The 18,300-nt window shown below is 27.4% G+C and carries 17 protein-coding genes; 1 reads left to right on the forward strand and 16 read right to left on the reverse strand.

The window, feature by feature from the left end:
- Positions 1-49: 49 nt before the first annotated feature.
- The 16 genes from DY249_RS04050 to DY249_RS04125 all read right to left on the reverse strand — a co-directional run bounded on the left by DY249_RS04050 (position 50) and on the right by DY249_RS04125 (position 16,177).
- Positions 50-1,246, reverse strand: coding sequence for a YrzE family protein (locus DY249_RS04050; RefSeq protein ID WP_245943509.1), 1,197 nt, complete (start codon positions 1,244-1,246; stop codon positions 50-52).
- A 90-nt stretch (positions 1,247-1,336) separates the two neighbouring features.
- On the reverse strand, positions 1,337-1,882 hold the full coding sequence (locus tag DY249_RS04055) for an HdeD family acid-resistance protein (protein WP_101540485.1): 546 nt from the start codon (positions 1,880-1,882) through the stop codon (positions 1,337-1,339).
- A 13-nt stretch (positions 1,883-1,895) separates the two neighbouring features.
- Positions 1,896-2,816, reverse strand: coding sequence for a hypothetical protein (locus tag DY249_RS04060; protein ID WP_101540484.1), 921 nt, complete (start codon positions 2,814-2,816; stop codon positions 1,896-1,898).
- Positions 2,817-2,825: 9 nt separating this feature from the next.
- Positions 2,826-3,320: a macro domain-containing protein gene (locus DY249_RS04065; RefSeq protein ID WP_115595267.1), complete on the reverse strand. Its 495-nt coding sequence runs from the start codon at positions 3,318-3,320 to the stop codon at positions 2,826-2,828.
- A gap of 96 nt (positions 3,321-3,416) precedes the next feature.
- Positions 3,417-4,433 carry a transglutaminase domain-containing protein gene (locus DY249_RS04070; protein WP_115595268.1) on the reverse strand — a complete coding sequence of 339 codons (1,017 nt, stop codon included), beginning with the start codon at positions 4,431-4,433 and terminating at the stop codon, positions 3,417-3,419.
- Positions 4,434-4,458: 25 nt separating this feature from the next.
- Entirely contained in the window at positions 4,459-5,451 is a 993-nt protein-coding gene (locus DY249_RS04075) for a sensor histidine kinase (RefSeq protein WP_115595269.1), read from the reverse strand.
- On the reverse strand, positions 5,448-6,119 hold the full coding sequence (locus DY249_RS04080; RefSeq protein ID WP_115595270.1) for a response regulator transcription factor: 672 nt from the start codon (positions 6,117-6,119) through the stop codon (positions 5,448-5,450). The genes DY249_RS04075 and DY249_RS04080 overlap by 4 nt, the downstream gene beginning before the upstream one ends.
- Before the next feature lie 3 nt (positions 6,120-6,122).
- Entirely contained in the window at positions 6,123-7,991 is a 1,869-nt protein-coding gene (locus tag DY249_RS04085) for a hypothetical protein (protein ID WP_115595271.1), read from the reverse strand.
- Positions 7,992-8,000: 9 nt separating this feature from the next.
- A complete protein-coding gene (locus DY249_RS04090; protein WP_101540478.1) occupies positions 8,001-8,753 on the reverse strand; it encodes an ABC transporter ATP-binding protein in 753 nt (250 codons plus the stop codon).
- Positions 8,754-8,811: 58 nt separating this feature from the next.
- Positions 8,812-9,519, reverse strand: coding sequence for a hypothetical protein (locus DY249_RS04095; protein WP_115595272.1), 708 nt, complete (start codon positions 9,517-9,519; stop codon positions 8,812-8,814).
- Positions 9,520-9,575: 56 nt separating this feature from the next.
- Positions 9,576-11,705 (reverse strand): DEAD/DEAH box helicase, encoded by a 2,130-nt coding sequence (locus tag DY249_RS04100; protein ID WP_115595273.1) that lies wholly within the window; start codon positions 11,703-11,705, stop codon positions 9,576-9,578.
- Positions 11,702-13,027, reverse strand: coding sequence for an ATP-binding protein (locus tag DY249_RS04105; RefSeq protein WP_115595274.1), 1,326 nt, complete (start codon positions 13,025-13,027; stop codon positions 11,702-11,704). Before DY249_RS04105 ends, DY249_RS04100 begins: the two co-directional genes overlap by 4 nt.
- Positions 13,011-14,759 (reverse strand): tellurite resistance TerB C-terminal domain-containing protein, encoded by a 1,749-nt coding sequence (locus tag DY249_RS04110; protein WP_115595275.1) that lies wholly within the window; start codon positions 14,757-14,759, stop codon positions 13,011-13,013. The genes DY249_RS04105 and DY249_RS04110 overlap by 17 nt, the downstream gene beginning before the upstream one ends.
- A gap of 119 nt (positions 14,760-14,878) precedes the next feature.
- On the reverse strand, positions 14,879-15,073 hold the full coding sequence (locus DY249_RS04115) for a hypothetical protein (protein ID WP_115595276.1): 195 nt from the start codon (positions 15,071-15,073) through the stop codon (positions 14,879-14,881).
- Between the two features lie 7 nt (positions 15,074-15,080).
- Positions 15,081-15,314 (reverse strand): hypothetical protein, encoded by a 234-nt coding sequence (locus DY249_RS04120; protein WP_115595277.1) that lies wholly within the window; start codon positions 15,312-15,314, stop codon positions 15,081-15,083.
- Positions 15,315-15,322: 8 nt separating this feature from the next.
- Complete coding sequence (locus tag DY249_RS04125; protein ID WP_115595278.1) at positions 15,323-16,177, reverse strand: fructosamine kinase family protein; 855 nt, start codon at positions 16,175-16,177, stop codon at positions 15,323-15,325.
- A gap of 137 nt (positions 16,178-16,314) precedes the next feature.
- Here DY249_RS04125 and DY249_RS04130 point away from each other — a divergent pair, with 137 nt between their 5' ends.
- On the forward strand, positions 16,315-18,276 hold the full coding sequence (locus DY249_RS04130) for a bifunctional metallophosphatase/5'-nucleotidase (protein WP_115595279.1): 1,962 nt from the start codon (positions 16,315-16,317) through the stop codon (positions 18,274-18,276).
- Positions 18,277-18,300: the final 24 nt, after the last annotated feature.

Consider the following 18,300-nt stretch of genomic DNA (forward strand, 5'->3'; position numbering starts at 1 on the left):
ATAAAAAAACCAGCAAGACTAAAAGCCTTACTGGTTAATATTTTAATAACTATCTAATTGTATCTTTTCTTACGATTTCTTTAGATTTTTCTTCACCTAGTTTACCACCCCAAGCTGATAGTGCTAGAGCTACTAGTAATCCTAGGAATGTAATTACAGAACCTGCTGAAAGTTTGTTTGAAGCATCATCTGCACCTTCTTTAGCTCCATCGACAGTTTCATCTACTTTATTTTGAGCTTCATTAGAAAGTTCTTTAACTTTTACAGATGCATCATCTAATGATTCTTGAGCTTGTTTGTTAGCTTTATTTAATCCTTCATAAATGTTATCTGTAACTTGTTCAGCTTCTTCTTGTGTTAAGTCAGAGTTTGCTTCAACTGCATTTGCAATAGCATCTCTATCTGCTGAATCTGCTATAGTTTGAGCTCTATCTGCAAGATCTTTAGATACTCTATCAATTTCATCTTCTGCTGAATCTGGGTTAACTGCAATATTTTTTGCTGCTTCGGCAATTTCATCTTTAGATTCTTCAAGTTGATTATTTAAATAATCTGGTTGAAGTTCTGGAACATCTGTGTCAGAAAGATATTTATCAATATCTGATTTTACTTCTTCATCATCAATATCTACATCTTTGATAGCATTTCCTGCTTTATCAAATCCTGAACCAATTGCATCATTTGTTGATGTAATTGCAGAACCTGCTACATTACCAACACCACTTGCTACATTACCAGCTACATTTGCTGCTGTTCCTAATACAGATGTTATAGCACTTAATACAAGTGATAGTAAAAGTAAAAGTGTAACAGCCCATGTTATAGTACCATGTAATTTACCAGATTTTCTAGCAGAATATCCTGCGATATATCCACCTGCTAAAAATGATAGTATAAGTGTAATTGCTGTCCAAATGCCTGTTCCTACTCCAACACCATCTAATGGGTGTGCATTAGTTGGTGAGAATAATCCAAATCCTAATGCTGCTGTAATTAAGCTTAGTGTCGCAAAGCAAGCTGCTGCTGTTACAGCTCCAGCAAAGATTGATGCCCAAGAGAGGTTGTTTCCTGCTGGAAGCACACTAGTTTCTTGTTCGTAAACTGGAACTCCTTCTCTACGTCTTTCTACTCTTTCTCTTTCGCCTCTGCGTGGTGTTCTACCAGCTTGACGATTATTTGATCTCTCAACAGTAGTTTCTGTTTCAAAAGTATCAACTTTTGGATCGTTATTTTTTCTATCTGTCATAATTCCTCCTTTTTATATAATAACAAATAAGAATGTTTCTTATTAATCTATATTACCCTTGTAATAGGAATTTAAAACTAATTTCTAAATTTAATAATATTTATAATTTTGGAAAGCATGAATAATTGATCTAATACCTAGTACTAAGAAGTATATACCTACTAGCGTTATTATAGTAAGAGAAGCGCTCATAGGGTTATTGATCATCATAGCTCCCAAAATTATACCTAAAATATTTAATACTAGTAGTGAAGTCCAAGCACCATTTGCAAAAATTTTTAATGGACTACTAATTACAATTCCCATAATAGAAGTAAATATAAACCAAATTGCAAATATATATGGTAGGGCCATAAATGTAGTTTGAATATCAGCTAATATTATAATACCTAGGATAATTTGTATAACACCAGAAAATATGCTTGCATTATAATTATCATAATCATAATATTTATTTAGTCTACTACCAAGTGTAATTTCTCCGATTCCAGATAAAATTACTGATATTCCTAATAAAACTGCTATACTCATTAAACTCGTCTGTGGATCTCTAAATGCAATAATTGCAATAATAATATATAAAATTCCTAATACAAGACTATCCCAATTTACACGGTTATTTCTTCCATCTGCCATAATACTACTCCTTTTATTCAAAGCTATTTTTTATTTTTCTAGCTCTTTCAATTTCACTGACCATATCCCTACCTGCCATCATTTTTTTAATATTTTTTACATCTAAAATAATAACTTCATGGTCTAATAGCTCTTCTTTACTTTCTTCATCTAAATATGACGTATTTATTATAAGCAAAGGAGTTATGCCATCCATCAACTCTTCGTATTGATCTAATAATTCTTTAATAAAATTCTTATCCACCACCTTTTCATAATCATAATTTTTAATATCTATAGCATATTTTTTATCATTTTTTTTAGCAAATAGTTCAAATTCATGACTTTTTTCATACTTTTCCTGGAATGATGCTATATAGTAGCCGTTTTGTTGAAAAGCTTTTGTAATAAATTTTTGTGAGTTAAAGTCAAATAATATATTTCTCAATGCCTTTAATAAATTACTAGGATTAATTTTGAAAAATCCTCTATATTCTGTGGTTTCTTCATATCTTTGTAAATCAAAACCTACTAGAATATTATCAATCACATTAAAATTTCCATGTGCTATAGCATTTCGAATATGCCTTAATAATGCCATAGTTTTAGTTTCACCATTTGCTAATGTCATTATAATCTTTGGACATTTCGTACAAATCTTATCTAAAAATGGTTTGATTAGTTCATCTGAAATCTCATCTGTAAAAAGCACATCTTCATCTTTGAGCTTCATTTTCTTCATTAATTCTATAAAAATAAAATCATCATATCTAGGATTTAATAATAGCTCATTATGCTGTGATTGCTCAGATTTTATATTTGGCACATACCATAATAGATAATAAATAGCTTCCCTGAGCTCATCGCTTAACTGGAGAGGAATATCTTTATGCTTTATTGAATATTCAATTTTATTATCTGGCGGATCAAATTCAAATTTTTCTGTAAGTTCCATATAAAACCTTCAAACACTTTTTGCTAAATTATATAAATTAATGTCTATAATAGTTAAATAAATTTCCATATCATTTTCACTTAAAAATCTATTTATAATATCTTGTGCAACTGCTATAGCTTCTTTATATGGATACCCATAAATGCCGGCAGATATCAAAGGAAACGCCAGAGAGTTAACGTTATTTTCTTTAGCTAGCTTTAAAGAATTCTTATAAGAATTTTCCAAATATTTTTTTGAAATTGCCGGATTGTTAGGATCATAAATAGGGCCTGCTGTATGTATTATATATTTTGTTTTTAAATCAAATCCATCTGTTATTATTGATTCTCCAGTTTTTATAGGAGCAAGTTTATCGCAAGCTTCTTGTAATTTTTTTGCTCCTGCTGCTTTAAAAATTGCACCACATACTCCTCCTCCCATTTTTAAGGAAGTATTTGCTGCGTTTACTATTGCATCGACTTCTAAATTTGTTATATCTTCATTAATTATTTTAAAACTCATTTTAGACCTTAGATAATTCTATTTTTTTAAAATCTTCACTAAAGTGTATATCCATATAGTGTAAATAATTACTTTACTAACTATATGAACTTAAAATCACCTTATATACTGCTCAATATCATTAAAAAAATCACTTACATAATAATCAGTAAATTCTTTCTTTGACCTATCAAAATAATAAAAATAATACGGACTACCATTTGCAACCATTCCTGTAACATCTACATAGGACCAATTGTCATTAAGCTTTATGACATTCCACTGATGTTCTCCAGAATATCCATCTGGTCTTTTCTTCTGTTTAGTATTTCCTGTTACTGAGTAAGTAGGAATACCTACTCTTTGGCAAAGTATAGCAAAACTTTGTGCAAAACCAGAACACTGAGATAGCCCTTTTACTAAAGCACCATACATATTATTTTCTATTATATTATCTGGACTTGCATCAAATTGATATTCATTATTTTCTGCAAGCCATTGGGCGAAATAATATGCCTTATCGTAATTATTATCATAATTTTCATTGGCATAATCCACTAGAACTTGCAATTGTCTTTCAACTTGTTCTGTTTCTTCTTCTGTCATATATGTTTTTGTGTTTTCTTCAATCTGATATCTTGGGACTATTTTAAATGTATCCTCATCAAACCAATAATTAGCATAGATATAAGCTTCCATTTTCCCTTGTGAATAATATGGACTGATTAAAAATAAATCTCTTATAAAATACATCTTGTCATCAAAATCATCTTCTAAATTTACTTTTGGGTCTTGTAAAGCCTCAGTAAGCAAACGGCTTACATAAAAGATATTATTTTCATCATCGTAATACTCCATCATGCGAGTGCCATACTTATCTTGTGTTTTTAAATCAGCAAATCTATCTTTTAACAAAAAATCAGGTTTTATTATTTCATAATTTAATTTTTTCGGCTTAAAATTAACATGCTTTAATATAGGACTTTTGGGTTTTACTTTTTCTTTTGATGGATAATTTTTATCAGCAAATTCTTCTTTTTTTGTATTTGGAATTGGTGAAATGCCACCTTCTTTACTTTTGCTCCCACAAGAAGTTAGCGTCAATAAAATAAGTACATAAATAAGCTCTTTCATTAAAATTCCTTTAGTTTTTAGTTATTTACATTTTACCATAAAAGTAAAGCCCCATAGAAAACTCTCCATCTTTATTAGATAGAACATTAACATCAATTCCCAAATCATCTGTATATTTTTTTACTAAATATAAACCCAATCCTGTGGATAAACTATTTTTCGATGACTTGCCAGTATATCCTTTTTCAAATATAAAGGGTAAATCTTGATTATCTATATGCTTACCATTGTTTGTTATGATTAAAATTTTGTTATCCCCTATTATAGTTTTAAAATTTATAGTGTCTATAGTATATTTTATAGCATTGCTAATTATTTGAGATATAATAAATTTTAATGTATAAAAATCACTCAAAACATACATATCTTTTATTTCATCTATAATTTTTATTTCTTTTTCTGAAAGTATTGGATAGTAATCAGAGATTGCCTTATAAACTACTTCTTTTATATTTAATTCTTTTAAATCATAGTCAGTTTTTATAGAATTTGACCTTGCAAAATATAAGATGAGATCTAAATCTACTTTTATAAGTTGGCTAGCATATAAAAGTTTTTCATAAGTACTTGACTTTATATCATTTTGATTATTTTCTAAAACTAAATCTAGTGATGATATTGGTACTTTTACTTCATGCACCCACTTTTCAATGATATCTTTGTAAGAAAGTAAATCAATTCTTTGCTTTTCAATCTTTTCGTTTAAAGACTTATTTAAATTAAAAATGTTATATACAGTGGATTTATAATCAATCCCCAAAACATCAATTAATTTATCCATACTTTCATAGTCCATCTTTTTATAAAATTTACTCAACGATTTTTTTATATTTCTTTGTCTATTTATTTCTTTTAATAAAATTATACCTATTGAAATTATCGAAAAAATTATAATTATTGCTAATATGTTTTTTATAATTTTTCCATTTACTACATATATTAAAAAAATAAAAAGAAAATTTGTTAAAATGATTATAACTATACTAGGTGTAATGTTTTTTAAAAAACTGTATTTCATACTTCCTCTATGTTTATCTTGTATCCTACCGATCTTACATTCACAATAAAATTATCCAATCCCAAACTTTTTAACTTTTTTCTAAGCCTATTTATATTCACATGCAAGATATTTTCATCAATATATTCGGTATTCCATGTTTGCTTTAATAATTCATCTTTACTTATAGCATTTGGATAAGCTTTCATAAGACTAGCTAATAATTCTCCCTCGTTTTGTGCAAGTATTACAAATGTATTTTTATAAGTTAATTTATTAGTAGAAGTTTCTAAAACTATATTGTTTAATCTTATTTCATCTGAGAAATTTTCATATATATTGAGAAGTTTCTTAGATCTTGCTATCAGTCTGTTTACTGAAACAGGCTTTGTCAAAAATTCATCTGCACCTAAATCAAACGATTGTAATTCATCTTCTAAAGTATTTCTGCTTGTCAAAATCAAAACAGGAGTTGTCAATTTATCTTTTATACTTGTTAAAATTTCATATCCTGAATAATTTGGTAAATTTATATCTAATATTATTAAGTTGAAATTTTTAAAGTAACTTATATCTAAAGATTGATCAAAATCATTAAAAATTACTGCATCAAAATCTCTAGAAATAAACAAATTTTTCAGTTCTTCAGCTAAAATTTTATCATCTTCAATAATAATTATTTTTTTCATAATTTACTCCAGTTTCGTTATGCTTATTTCTAAAAATCTTTTTAAAATAATGTATAAAATAACATTTAAAATAATGGGCAGTATAATTGTAAGAAGAATAAAAATGATACTTTTGCTAGTAAAGATCCTTTTACTTATATAAATAGATACCAATATACCATAGTATATGATATAAATAAGACTAAAAATATATCTTAAAATATAAAAATAAAAGTCTTTAACGTCAGTCTCTAATTTTTGTTTTGAAGCCCCAAGGTCTTTCATAATTCTAAATCCTACACTATTATCTAAAATTACTCTCATTAACCTCATACCTAAAAATGAATAAGAGGTAAATAAAGAAATAATTGCTAAATAACATATCATAAATAAAGATCCTAATATTTTTGCGTATGTATCTTTAATCATCCATATTAAACTTTCAAAACGTATATTATTTTTTTCAAGATCTTTCCTAAACTTTTCAGATACCTTTTCATATCCATTTTTCTCGGTATAATTCTTATTTAGTACTATATTATATGCATGATAATTAGTGAATTTCTTAAACTTATTATATAAGTTATCATTTATTACATAGATATTACTTTCTGTAATTACATTATTTGCAAAAATAACATTAGAATTTTGAATACCTTTTATTAGTAATTCTTTATTATCAATATATATTTTTCTCTTATTTTTTAATAAATACTTATTTATATTTGAGTTTATGTTCTTCATACTGGTTAAATAAATAGCCTCATTTGCCTTTAATTTTAAAGCATCTTCCTTAAAAATATATTTATAAGTAGAATAATCCATTATTATAGGATCATTTAAAATTTGATCATCACTCTTATCAGTCATATAAAATAATAAATTCTTAAAGTCGCTATCGTCAATTTTGTTTACTGATGATAAATTAACGGTATAGATATTATTCGTAATTTTCGAAAATTTTTTTATATTGTATATATCATTAATATTTTTAGAATCTACAAAAATGGTAAAATCAGGTCTTAACTCTTTGTTTATTTTATATTTGTTATATTGAGTTAAGCCATATAAAAACTCAAAGCTTGATATAATAATTAAAAAAATAACTAATATCATTGTAAATTTTTCTTTAGAAAAGATATCATTTAACAAAGCCTTAATCAAGAAAGCATTTTTATGAATTTTATTAATATGAGCTATTATAAAATTTATGCCAACAAAGATACAGACAAAAATAACGATACTTAGTATAAGCACTTCATTAAGGTAATAGTTATTTTTGAAATAATATATTAAAGTGATTAAGAAAAATAAGCTTGTTAATATTCTTGTATTATGTTTTCTTTTTACTAAATCTAATGGATAACTTTTTGTAAGATTTCGAGTTATTAATAAATTTGAAATCCCAATAAAAATGATTATACATATTAAAGATAGAAATATAGCATTTAATGAAATAAAAAATTTATGTTCACTAAGTATTAATTTTGTAAAAGAAATTGATAATAAGTTTAATAGTTCAGAAATAAATAGTGCTACTGGCAAAGAAATTAAAATTGTATTTATTAAGTCAGATAGTGAATCTTTCATAAGAATAAAAAACAAGTCTTTAGATTTTAATCCTAGACTTAATAAAGCTCTTAAGTCCATCTCTTTGCTTTTACTATTAAAAATAATTGTTTCTATAATCAAACTACCAATAACGAATAAAGAAACGATTAAAATATATTTTATATTATTAGTAACCGCTAACTGTTCGTCATAATATATATTAAAAAATAGTTCATTATTTACCAGATTTAGCAAAGTATATAGAAAAATAAAAGTTAGAGCTATTATAAAACTATTTATGAAATTTTCTTTATCCAGTTTTTTATAGCTTAATTTTTTCATATTATTAGCCTACTTTATAATTTGTTTGCTTACTAAATTTATCCTTTGTTTATAATCTTTAATACTTTCTCTATCTTTTTTGCTTATTTCATTATATATCTTTCCATCTTTTAAAAATAATATTCTACTACAAATGCTTGCAGCATTTATATCATGTGTTGCCATTATTATAGAGATATTACTACATTCATTAACATTTTTTAAAACTTTTAAAAATTTTCTGGAATTTTTTGTATCCAAAGCACTTGTCGGTTCATCAGCCAAAATAATTTTGGGATTAATAGAAATTGCTCTTATTGCTGCAATCCTTTGTTTTTGTCCACCTGATAATTCCTTAGGATACATATTTAAACAATCATATACATCCAACTTTTTAGCCAGTTTTTCGATGTTTTCCATATCTATTTCTTTATTATGAATTATAAATGGCACTTCTATATTTTCCAATGCTGTCATATTTTCAATTAGTCTATAATCTTGAAAGATATTTGTAACTTCGTTTCCTCTATACTTTTCTAAATCTTTGCGGCTAAATTTATTTAAATTTTTGCCGTCAAAATTTATCTGACCATTAGTAGCTTCTACTACACCAGAAATCATGTTTAACAAAGTAGTTTTACCTGAACCACTCATTCCCATTATCCCCAAAAATTCACCTTCTAACAAGTCTAAGCTAATATCATTAACTGCAGTTATATATTCATTTGTAGTTCCATATATTTTATTTAAATATTTGACGACCAAAATACGTTTAAATTTCATTTTTAACCTCAGTTAAAATATAGTATTATATATAAAAAGTAAACTGCAAAAATGCAGCTTACTTTACTTCTTCAATACTTTTTGCTTGTGTCATTTCACTTATCTTTGATAAATAGTAATTATAAACTCCCTCTACATCATCTGTTGATTTTAACCAAGTTGTAGTAACTTTCCCTTGGCTATTATCAAGATATGATAATATGAAATTTCCATTTTTATCATAAATTTCATATCCATCATTCAATTCATCAGATAAAATTGTTTTATAACCACCATCTATTCTCTCTACTGTCCTAGGTAAATCTCCAAAAACTTTTATTACTTCTTTTTCACCATAAGTAAGTGGATTTGAAGTTGTAATCTTAGCAATTTTATGATCATTTATTTTATCAGTGTAATAGTTATTCTTATTAAAATTTAACCAATATCTATTATCACCATCTGATATAAATATAAATCCACCGTTTTCTTTAAGTTGACCATCTATCATTATTCCTTTATCTAAGTCATCACCGCTAATCTCAGTATAGTTTATGCTTCCATCATCTGATTTTAATTTATAATAATTAACCTCTGATCTATATTCTTTTTTTAATAGTTTCTCTACAAACTCTCTTTTTACCGCATCAGAATTATTCATCAATTCATAAACTTTTTCTTTTTCTGTTGCATTTTCATTCTCATAATAGTTGTTATTAAATCCTACCAACGTACTTACACCTAATAAAACAATAGCTGTTTGAATAAAAAAATTAAATTTTTTCATAATATCCTCCTCTTGTAAGTAAAGAATACCACGATTTTTTTACTGATTTAATTACATTAGTTGTAAGAATTAGATTTAAAATTAGATTTGTCTATATTCACATTCAGATACTTGTATGCGCCTTCTAGGTCAAGATAATTATTTATAACATATTCTGCTCTCAAATTCTCAGGAACTAAAACCATGTACTTATTTGCAATAAGATATGCATCTAACAAAGTTTTTTCTTTAAGCAAAAATTTAAATATTTGATCTTTGCTTACCGGATTTATTCTGCTCTCATCAAAAATTTCTGGTGTATTGGGACCACAAACCATACTATCAGCTTCTGAAATAAAATATGAAGTAGATTTGCTGATTATATTAAACATAATAGCAAGCGTTCTATTTATCTTTGTAGACTGAAATGTCATAAGACCTATATAATCATCTTCTACAGAAAATGGATAGTGGTAAGGTTTTAAGGCATCATGCAACTCATAGATATATTTTTTAGAATCGTCATCAAATTCAAACTCGTTTGGGTTATCAATTATAAATCTCATTCTTTCTCTAATAATAGGACTGATATCTACATTCCCTGCTGATAAGAATTTTGGTGGTGCTCCTTCACTTGCAGCTGAAACACGAATTTTTTTGCTGTCTCTATATATTTTATCTATTTTCCAAACTTGACCAGCTAAGAATATATTTGCCTCTTCTTGAACTTCTGGACGTATTTCTATTTCCCCAATTTTTCCACTTTCGTTATAGACAGTAAATGCCTTTGCAGTTATAAACTGATTATAAAAACTGCCCATGTACATTAGTTTATCAAGATTTATACCTGTTATAACTTCATTTTCTAATATTTCTATATATCCTTCTTCTTGCATAAAGTCAGTAATTTTTTCAAATTCTTTATCTGTAATATCAGAAAAAGTGGCTAGTGTTTTGTTTAAATATTTATACTCTTCAATAGACAATCCATAATTTTCTAATAAGCTAGACAAAACTTGGTGGGCAAATACATCATAGGCCTTTGTAGTTGCTTCAATCTTGTCTAAAACACCATCTTCAAAAAGGCTGATTGCTGCCATTGCTTGCAAAGCATCATACACATCAGTATTTATTTGATGTAGGATTGATTTATGAGTTTTCCTTCCACTTCTGCCTAATCTTTGAGCTAAGGATAAAACTGTGTAAGGTGCACCATATTGGACAACAGAATGAACTGAACCTATATCTATCCCAAGTTCCAGAGTAGAAGTGGCAACTATAACATAATTTTCATTTTTAGATTCTTTTGCAAATTCTTCTATTTCCTGCCTACGACTTTTGCTAACTGATGAATGATGTGCAAAAATTTTTATATCATCACCATTATGTTTATATAAATTTGCCAACTGAACTGAAATAAGTTCTACCTTTTCTCTAGAGTTAGGAAAAATTAGCATAGGACCTTCTAATGAATAATCGTGCATTAAATTTATGTACTCATTTGAAACTTCTATTGCTTCTGTCAGATTAAAAGTATATTCAAAATCATTTTGAGTTTTATCTACTAAAATATTTGTATTTTTACCATTATTAAAAAAAGATTTTGCCAAATTATAATTTAAATCTCCAATTGTGGCAGAAAGTCCAATCATACGAGGAGCTTCGTATGTAAATCTTAATATACGGTCTAAGAGTGATTTTAATTGTAGTCCGCGATTGCCTGATAAGAAAGAATGTATTTCATCTACAATTATATAATCAAGATCAGCAAATAAAATTTTTGCTACTTCAGATTTTCCAGATAGCAAAGCTTCAATAGACTCTGGTGTTATTAATAAAATTCCTCTAGGAGATTCAATTAAATTATCTTTTTTTGCCTTGCTAGCTTCTCCATGCCAAGATGTAATAGGTATATTCATATCTAAACACATGTCATTTATACGTTTAAATTGGTCATTTATAAGGGCAATTAGTGGAGAAATATATAAAATCTTTACTCCCTTATCCCAATTATCAATCTTACTTATTGCAGGCAAAAAAGCAGCTTCAGTTTTGCCAGAAGCTGTAGCTGCTGATAAAATCAAATTATTTTCCGTATTAAAAAATGCTTTTATAGATGCATTTTGAATCTTAGTTAAAGCTGGCCATCCTTTTTCATGAATATAAAATCTAAGCTCTCTATTTAATAATTTAAATGAATCAGTCATATTATTTCTATCTCATCGTCCATATTGTCAGGATCTTTTGTTATACCAAGGATATCTTTAAATCGATCTCTTATAATGTCAATTATTTCAACAGCTGGATTTTGCCTTTTTAAATCAAGTATTTCTATAAAGTCTTTAATTACAGCTCGAGGTGTTAAAAATTCATCAGCTCCAGGTCTATTTAATTGACCTTCCATATAGGTAATTATTTCATCTTCAGAAATTTCTATAGATTCTTTGTAGTAAGCATTATAAACATTAACTAAATTTTCTAAAAGCGTATATATCTCTTCGTTAGTAAGTGGTTTTAAGGCTAAAACTGTACGATTTGTATTTACTAATTTATTATCCATACTTTCTTCGCTACCAAGTCTACTTTTTAAAGCCCCATAGGATGCTAGTCCTCTATTTTCATCAAAAACTGTTTTACGAGTTGCACCAAAGTTTATAAATAAGCCCTTAGCAATATTTGATTTTGCCTCATTGTAAATGTTTAAAATACGTTCATAATTTCTTTCGCGAATAACTGACTGTGGAATTTTATATAGGTTTACTGCTTCATCAAAATTTACAACAAAACCACTATACCCAATGCCCAAAAATAACTCGCTCATATTTTTTAATGCATCAAACCAATTATCGTCATTAATTATTTGATTTATTCCAAGGATTTTTTTTGCTTCAGTCTTTGTAGTGATATCTCCCCTTAGCCATCTAATAGAATTGGTTTTTAAAATTCTATTATCGTTTATAAAGCCTTCATAAAATTTAACTAATGCTTGTCCAAATTCAAATGATAGTCCTACAGCACTAAAATTGGCTAATACGTTTAATATTTCATTTGTAACTTCTTTTTGATAGCTTCCTTCAATTATTTCCGATATTTCTACACCTAAATTTTTTGCGACACTTTGGAATATTTGATTTAGCCATTCTTCTATTATGGAACTTAGTACATTGCCATTTTTTATTGTTTTTGTTTTTATATTATCAATGATTTCTGTATATAAAGCAACTGCCTTTCTATCTGTAGCATAAAATCTTCTGGATGGATTCAAATCTAAGCTAGAAACAACAAAGTTTTTTTGTAGAGCAAGTTGTTCTATAGTAGCAAGCATAAAACTTTTACCAGATCCAAAGTCACCAACCCAAAAACGAATATCACTTTCTCCGTCAGCCACTTTATCTAAAATTTTTATTACTTCTTCAACTTCTTTGTTTCTACCAACTAAAAGATGTTGGACACCCATATTGGGTACTACTCCAGCTTCTAGTGATTTTATAATAACTGATGCTTCTTTCGGATTAATTCTTGCTGCCATTTACATACTCCTTTATCATGTCTATATAAAATTCATCTATTATTATTTTATCATCCTCAATAACTAGAGTCTGATCACCTATATAATCATATAAGGATTCATTGATATTTCCTATAAAGGTATTTAAAGTAAGACCTTTATTTTTTGCCAATTTCTCCATCTCATCTGTACTCATATAATCATTACATAATATTTTTTTTAAAATATTATTATAGGACTCATCATTTACTTGTACTATATCTTCGTTATTATCTTCGATATCAATTGTATCTTCTTGATCAAAAAAATCATTTACTAAGCTTACAGTTTTATTTAAATTCTTTCTTGAAATATCAATTTTCTTATTATCTATTTTTATTTTTTTAGGGGCCTTTTTTTGCAAACTAATTATTTGATTAATAACATCTCTTGTAAGTTCTTTTTCTTTAACTATTTTTAAAAATTGATCATAATTTGATTTATCTATAATCTCAAGTAAGTATTTGTCATGATTATTTTTGTTTACATTATTTTTATAAATATAATATAATCCTATTATTTTATCTTCCTTTTGACCTTTTCTTTCTAATTCATTTAATATTTTTTCAAAATTATCATATCTTTCATATTCTTTTATGATATCGATTTTAGAGTCTATACTTAAATCTAGAAAATATTTTAGAAAATCTTTTAATTTATTAGGATTATTCTTAAAATAATCTCGGTATATATCATCAACCATCTTTGAATCCATATTTTTTAAATAATCATATTGATAATTCTCTATAAAAGATAATATTTCTCTATTTTCTTTTTCCTCTAGCAAAGATAAGGATTTTTGTATAGAAATTTTTCCATAAAAGGAAAATTTTTTCCTAAGATTATTTTCACTTATAATCAAAATAGCATCTAATATGTCCTTAGATTGCTTATAAGGTTTTATGATTTTGATTAATTTTTTTGTATCAATTTGCTTACAATCAAAAAGCTCTTTTAATGTAGATAAGTACAAATCCATAAGCAAGTTAAATACTTTTTTATTATTCCACAATACATTTGACCTTTTAGATATTTGATCTATTGCTATTTGTTCATCTTTACTAAATTTATACTTTCTTCTTAAATTGCCTTTAGGGTCCCACCATAAAGAAACTTGATTGTTATTTGTTAAATTGAAGTATTCTCTTGTTTGTTTATCTGCAGGCTTTAAATGTTTTTGTAGTTCATTTGCTTTATTTTCTAATAAAACTCTTGCTTTGTGATCTATATAATGCTCAATAATTTTGTATGATTTTTCAGCTGATTTTTTTGATAAGGGATTATAAAAATTTAACACTTGTGTTTCGGCAATTAAATATATAGTATAATATAAGTCAAAATTTACTGTCTCTCTTCTAAGCTTTGAAACCAACCTTGCAACTGTTGTACCATCGTCATTTAGATAAATTTCCAAGCAATCACAAAGTTTTGCGTATATTTTAAGGGCAGCTACATTTAATTGATTGATTCTCATTGCTTTTGATTTGTAATGACGATCTAGTTTAAGTATCCAATACCTATAATCTTTTATCATTGGATGGTTATTTTTTATTCTAGGTGGGATTTTTTCTGGAAGATCTAGGCTGACGTCAATTATTCCTGATATTTCATTTGCTTCTATTTTTCTTTTAAAAGTTTGTTTTTCACCTAATTGAAGCTTAGAGATATCACTAGCTATGTTATCTATCATTTTTTTGAAATCATCATATTTCATTTAAGCCCCCTTTAGAATAACCTTCCTTACATTATACCTTTTAAGTATTTTTGCGCTCAAAAAAACGCTAGTTTTCTAGCGTTTATCTATAACCCAAATTTTCTAGAAATAGCAACCGATTAGTGGTAGTAAGATTTTGCTAGCCCATCTTCATTTGCTAAAATATACTCATCTACCAAAAAATTGTTCTCATCACTATCTTTTATTCTGTATACTTCATAGCCCTCATAATCTCCCAGGTAGGAAATTCCACTATCTTCTTCAAATTCTTTTATAACAAATTCTAAAGCTTCATCATAATATTTGTTTTCCATACTTTGCCTAACCTATGTCAAAAAAATGCACTATTTCATAATCTTCATCACTATCAGAAATCCTTACACCATTTTCATTTACTAATGCAAAAGCTCCAACACCATCAGTCTCTTCATCCGTATTTATCTCATAGCAATCATAGCTTTCCCATTCTCCTAAATAATTTATGTCTGTATAACCATCATATTCATTTTGTACAAATTCTAAAACTTGATCTTTGCTTCTTTCTATTAAAGTCATATTTCGCCTCAATAATTAAGTATATTTTCCATAGTCATATTTACAGATGACTCATATAACTCACCAAATTTAATTAAATGAACCATATAAAGATATAGTCTATAAAATTCAAGTCTTAACTTACAGCCTTCTTCTAGAGGATATAATTCATTATATCTACTATAAAATTCATCATTAAAACCACCAAATACCGTTGTAATTCCTATATCAAATTCTCTATCACCATAAAATGGACTTGGATCAAACAAAGCTGGTGATCCATCTTTTAAAAACATATAATTACCTGCCCATAAATCTCCATGAAGTAAGGATGGCTCAGATTTATGATTTAAAAGTTCTTCTTTCATTATTTCGTAGACTTTTTTATATTTTTCAAAATCATATGAAGTCCATAAATCCAATTCTATTAATTGCTTAGCTAATACATCCATTCTTTGATCTAAGAAAAGTTCAGACCATGTCTCAACCCATTCATTAGTAAAAGATGTACTTGATCCTCTATATTCGTAGTCAAAACCAAACTTATCATTGGGACTTTTATATTTGTGCATATTTGCTACTGTTTCTGCAAGTTCGCTTTGTGATCCTATACTTCCTTCGTCTAAAAAAGATAAAAGCAAATAGGCATCACCATCACAGAAGCCATGATCAATTACTTTAGGAGCTTTTATACCAATCTTATCAAAAAGTTTTAATCCTGCTATTTCACCATCATAAAAGCTTCCATCACAATTTCTTTGAACTAGCATATAGTATAAATTATCATTTGAGTATATTTTATAAGCATCATTTACATCATCACCACCAGAAGCTGCTCTAATATCAGTTACTTCTACTGGTAATTGTTCAATAAATTTTTCCATATATAACACCTTCTTATAAGCTACTTTTACCCTTACTTATATTTTACAAACTTATAAAGGTATAAAATAATTTTTACAAACCATTTTTTAAAATTGTTATATGATATAATAAAAGAAAATCATATTAAGGGGGAATTATGTTTACCAACAAAAAAGTAACACCTATTTTTTCTGCCGCACTAAGTTTAGCATTACTTGCCTCAGGGACACATTCTTTAGGTAATGAAGCTTACGCTGCTGATCTAAATGAGAGTCAAAAATCCCAATTAGAAACTTCTTATTTTTCTAATAATGTTTCTAATAAAGCTAGCAGAATGCTTTTGGAAGAATATCCAAATTTAGCTAGCGGATCAGAATCTCAATTAAAAGATTTAGTAAATAAGTCTGATGATGTTATTAAAAAAACAAAACCAGTTGTAGAAAAACTTCATCCAGAAAGAGCCAATGAAAGCGAAAAAATCAAAAATCTAAATGATTCAATTTTTAATAATAAAGTTAAACAAGAGTCTGTTTTTCTATTATTTGAACTAACACCAAACAAGATTGAAAAAAGCAAAGATAAGTTTATTAAAACCGTAAATGATTCTATTAAAGTCCAATCAAAATCTGAATATACTCTAAATAAACTTAGAGGATATAAAACTATCTCAGTAGTTCATGTAAATGATACTCACGGCAGAGTAGAAGAAAACGAAAAAAATGAAGAGCTTGGTTTTGCTAAGCTAAAAACTTACTACGATGACAAAAATGTAGAAAATAATGCAATACTTTTAAATGCTGGAGATGTAGTTCACGGTACAACTTTTGCAACAATTTCTAAAGGTGAAAGTGTAGTTAATGTTATGAATCAAATGGGCTTTACTGCTATGACTGCCGGTAACCACGATTTTAACTACGGATATGAAAGATTGGTAGAACTAAATAATAAAGCCAACTTCCCAATATTTGCAGCAAATGTAATAAATGAAAACGGTAAAAATATTCTAGACTCAGATAGTATAGTTGATGTTGATGGAACAAAAGTTGGTATTTTTGGACTTACTACAGAAGAAACAAAAACAAAATCTTCCCCAGTAAATACAGAAGGACTTACATTTGTAAACTCAATAGAAACTGCTAGAAATGAAGTAGCAAATCTTAAAGAACAAGGTGCTCAAGTAATAATTTGCCTCTCACACTTAGGTGAAGATAAAGAAAGCACAGAAACATCCACTTTGATCGCAGAAAACGTAGAAGGTATTGACCTTATAGTTGATGGTCATTCCCATACAGAATTACAAAATGGTAGATATGTTGGCAATACATTGATTGCCCAAGCAAAAGCTCATGGTAACTTTATTGGTGATGTAACACTACTATTAGATAAGAACAATAAAATAGTATCTAAAAACGCTAGCCTAAAGCCATACAATAGAATGAAATACTTATATGCAAATAAAGATACTGCAGGTCAAATAGAAAAAGTAGCAAATGAAAATAAAAAAGTTTTAGATCAAAATGTTGGTCAAACAAGTGTAGAATTAGTTGGTACACGTGACATGGTAAGAACAAGAGAAACAAATCTTGGTGACTTTATAACAGATGCTATGATTAAAGCAACTGGAGCAGATATTGCAATCACAAACGGTGGTGGTATTAGAGAGTCAATTGAAAAAGGTACTATTACAAAGGGTGATGTATTAACAGTATTCCCATTCACAAACTTTGCAGTAACACTAGAAGTTCCAGGATCAGTTATTAAAGAAGCTTTAGAACATGGTTTATCAGAAGCACCAAACTCAGCAGGTAAATTCCCTCAAATTGGTGGAATGAATGTAAAATATGATTCTACTAAAGAAGCTGGTCAAAGAGTAACTGAGATAACAATAAATGGTCAAAATTTAGATATGAATAAAAACTATACAGTAGTTACAAATGACTTTATGGCAATCGGTGGAGATGGATATGAAATGTTTAAAGGTCAAAAAAAATTAGCAGAATATGAACTAATATCAGAAATATTTGAAAATGCAATTAAAAAATCTAGTACAATAACTCCAGAAGCTGACGGAAGAATGCAAGATATTAGCCAAATAAATGAAATAAACAAAGCTGCATAAAATAATAAAAACTCCTATTATATA

The sequence above is a fragment of the Anaerococcus octavius genome, from assembly GCF_900445265.1.
Classification (GTDB): Bacteria; Bacillota; Clostridia; order Tissierellales; family Peptoniphilaceae; genus Anaerococcus; species Anaerococcus octavius.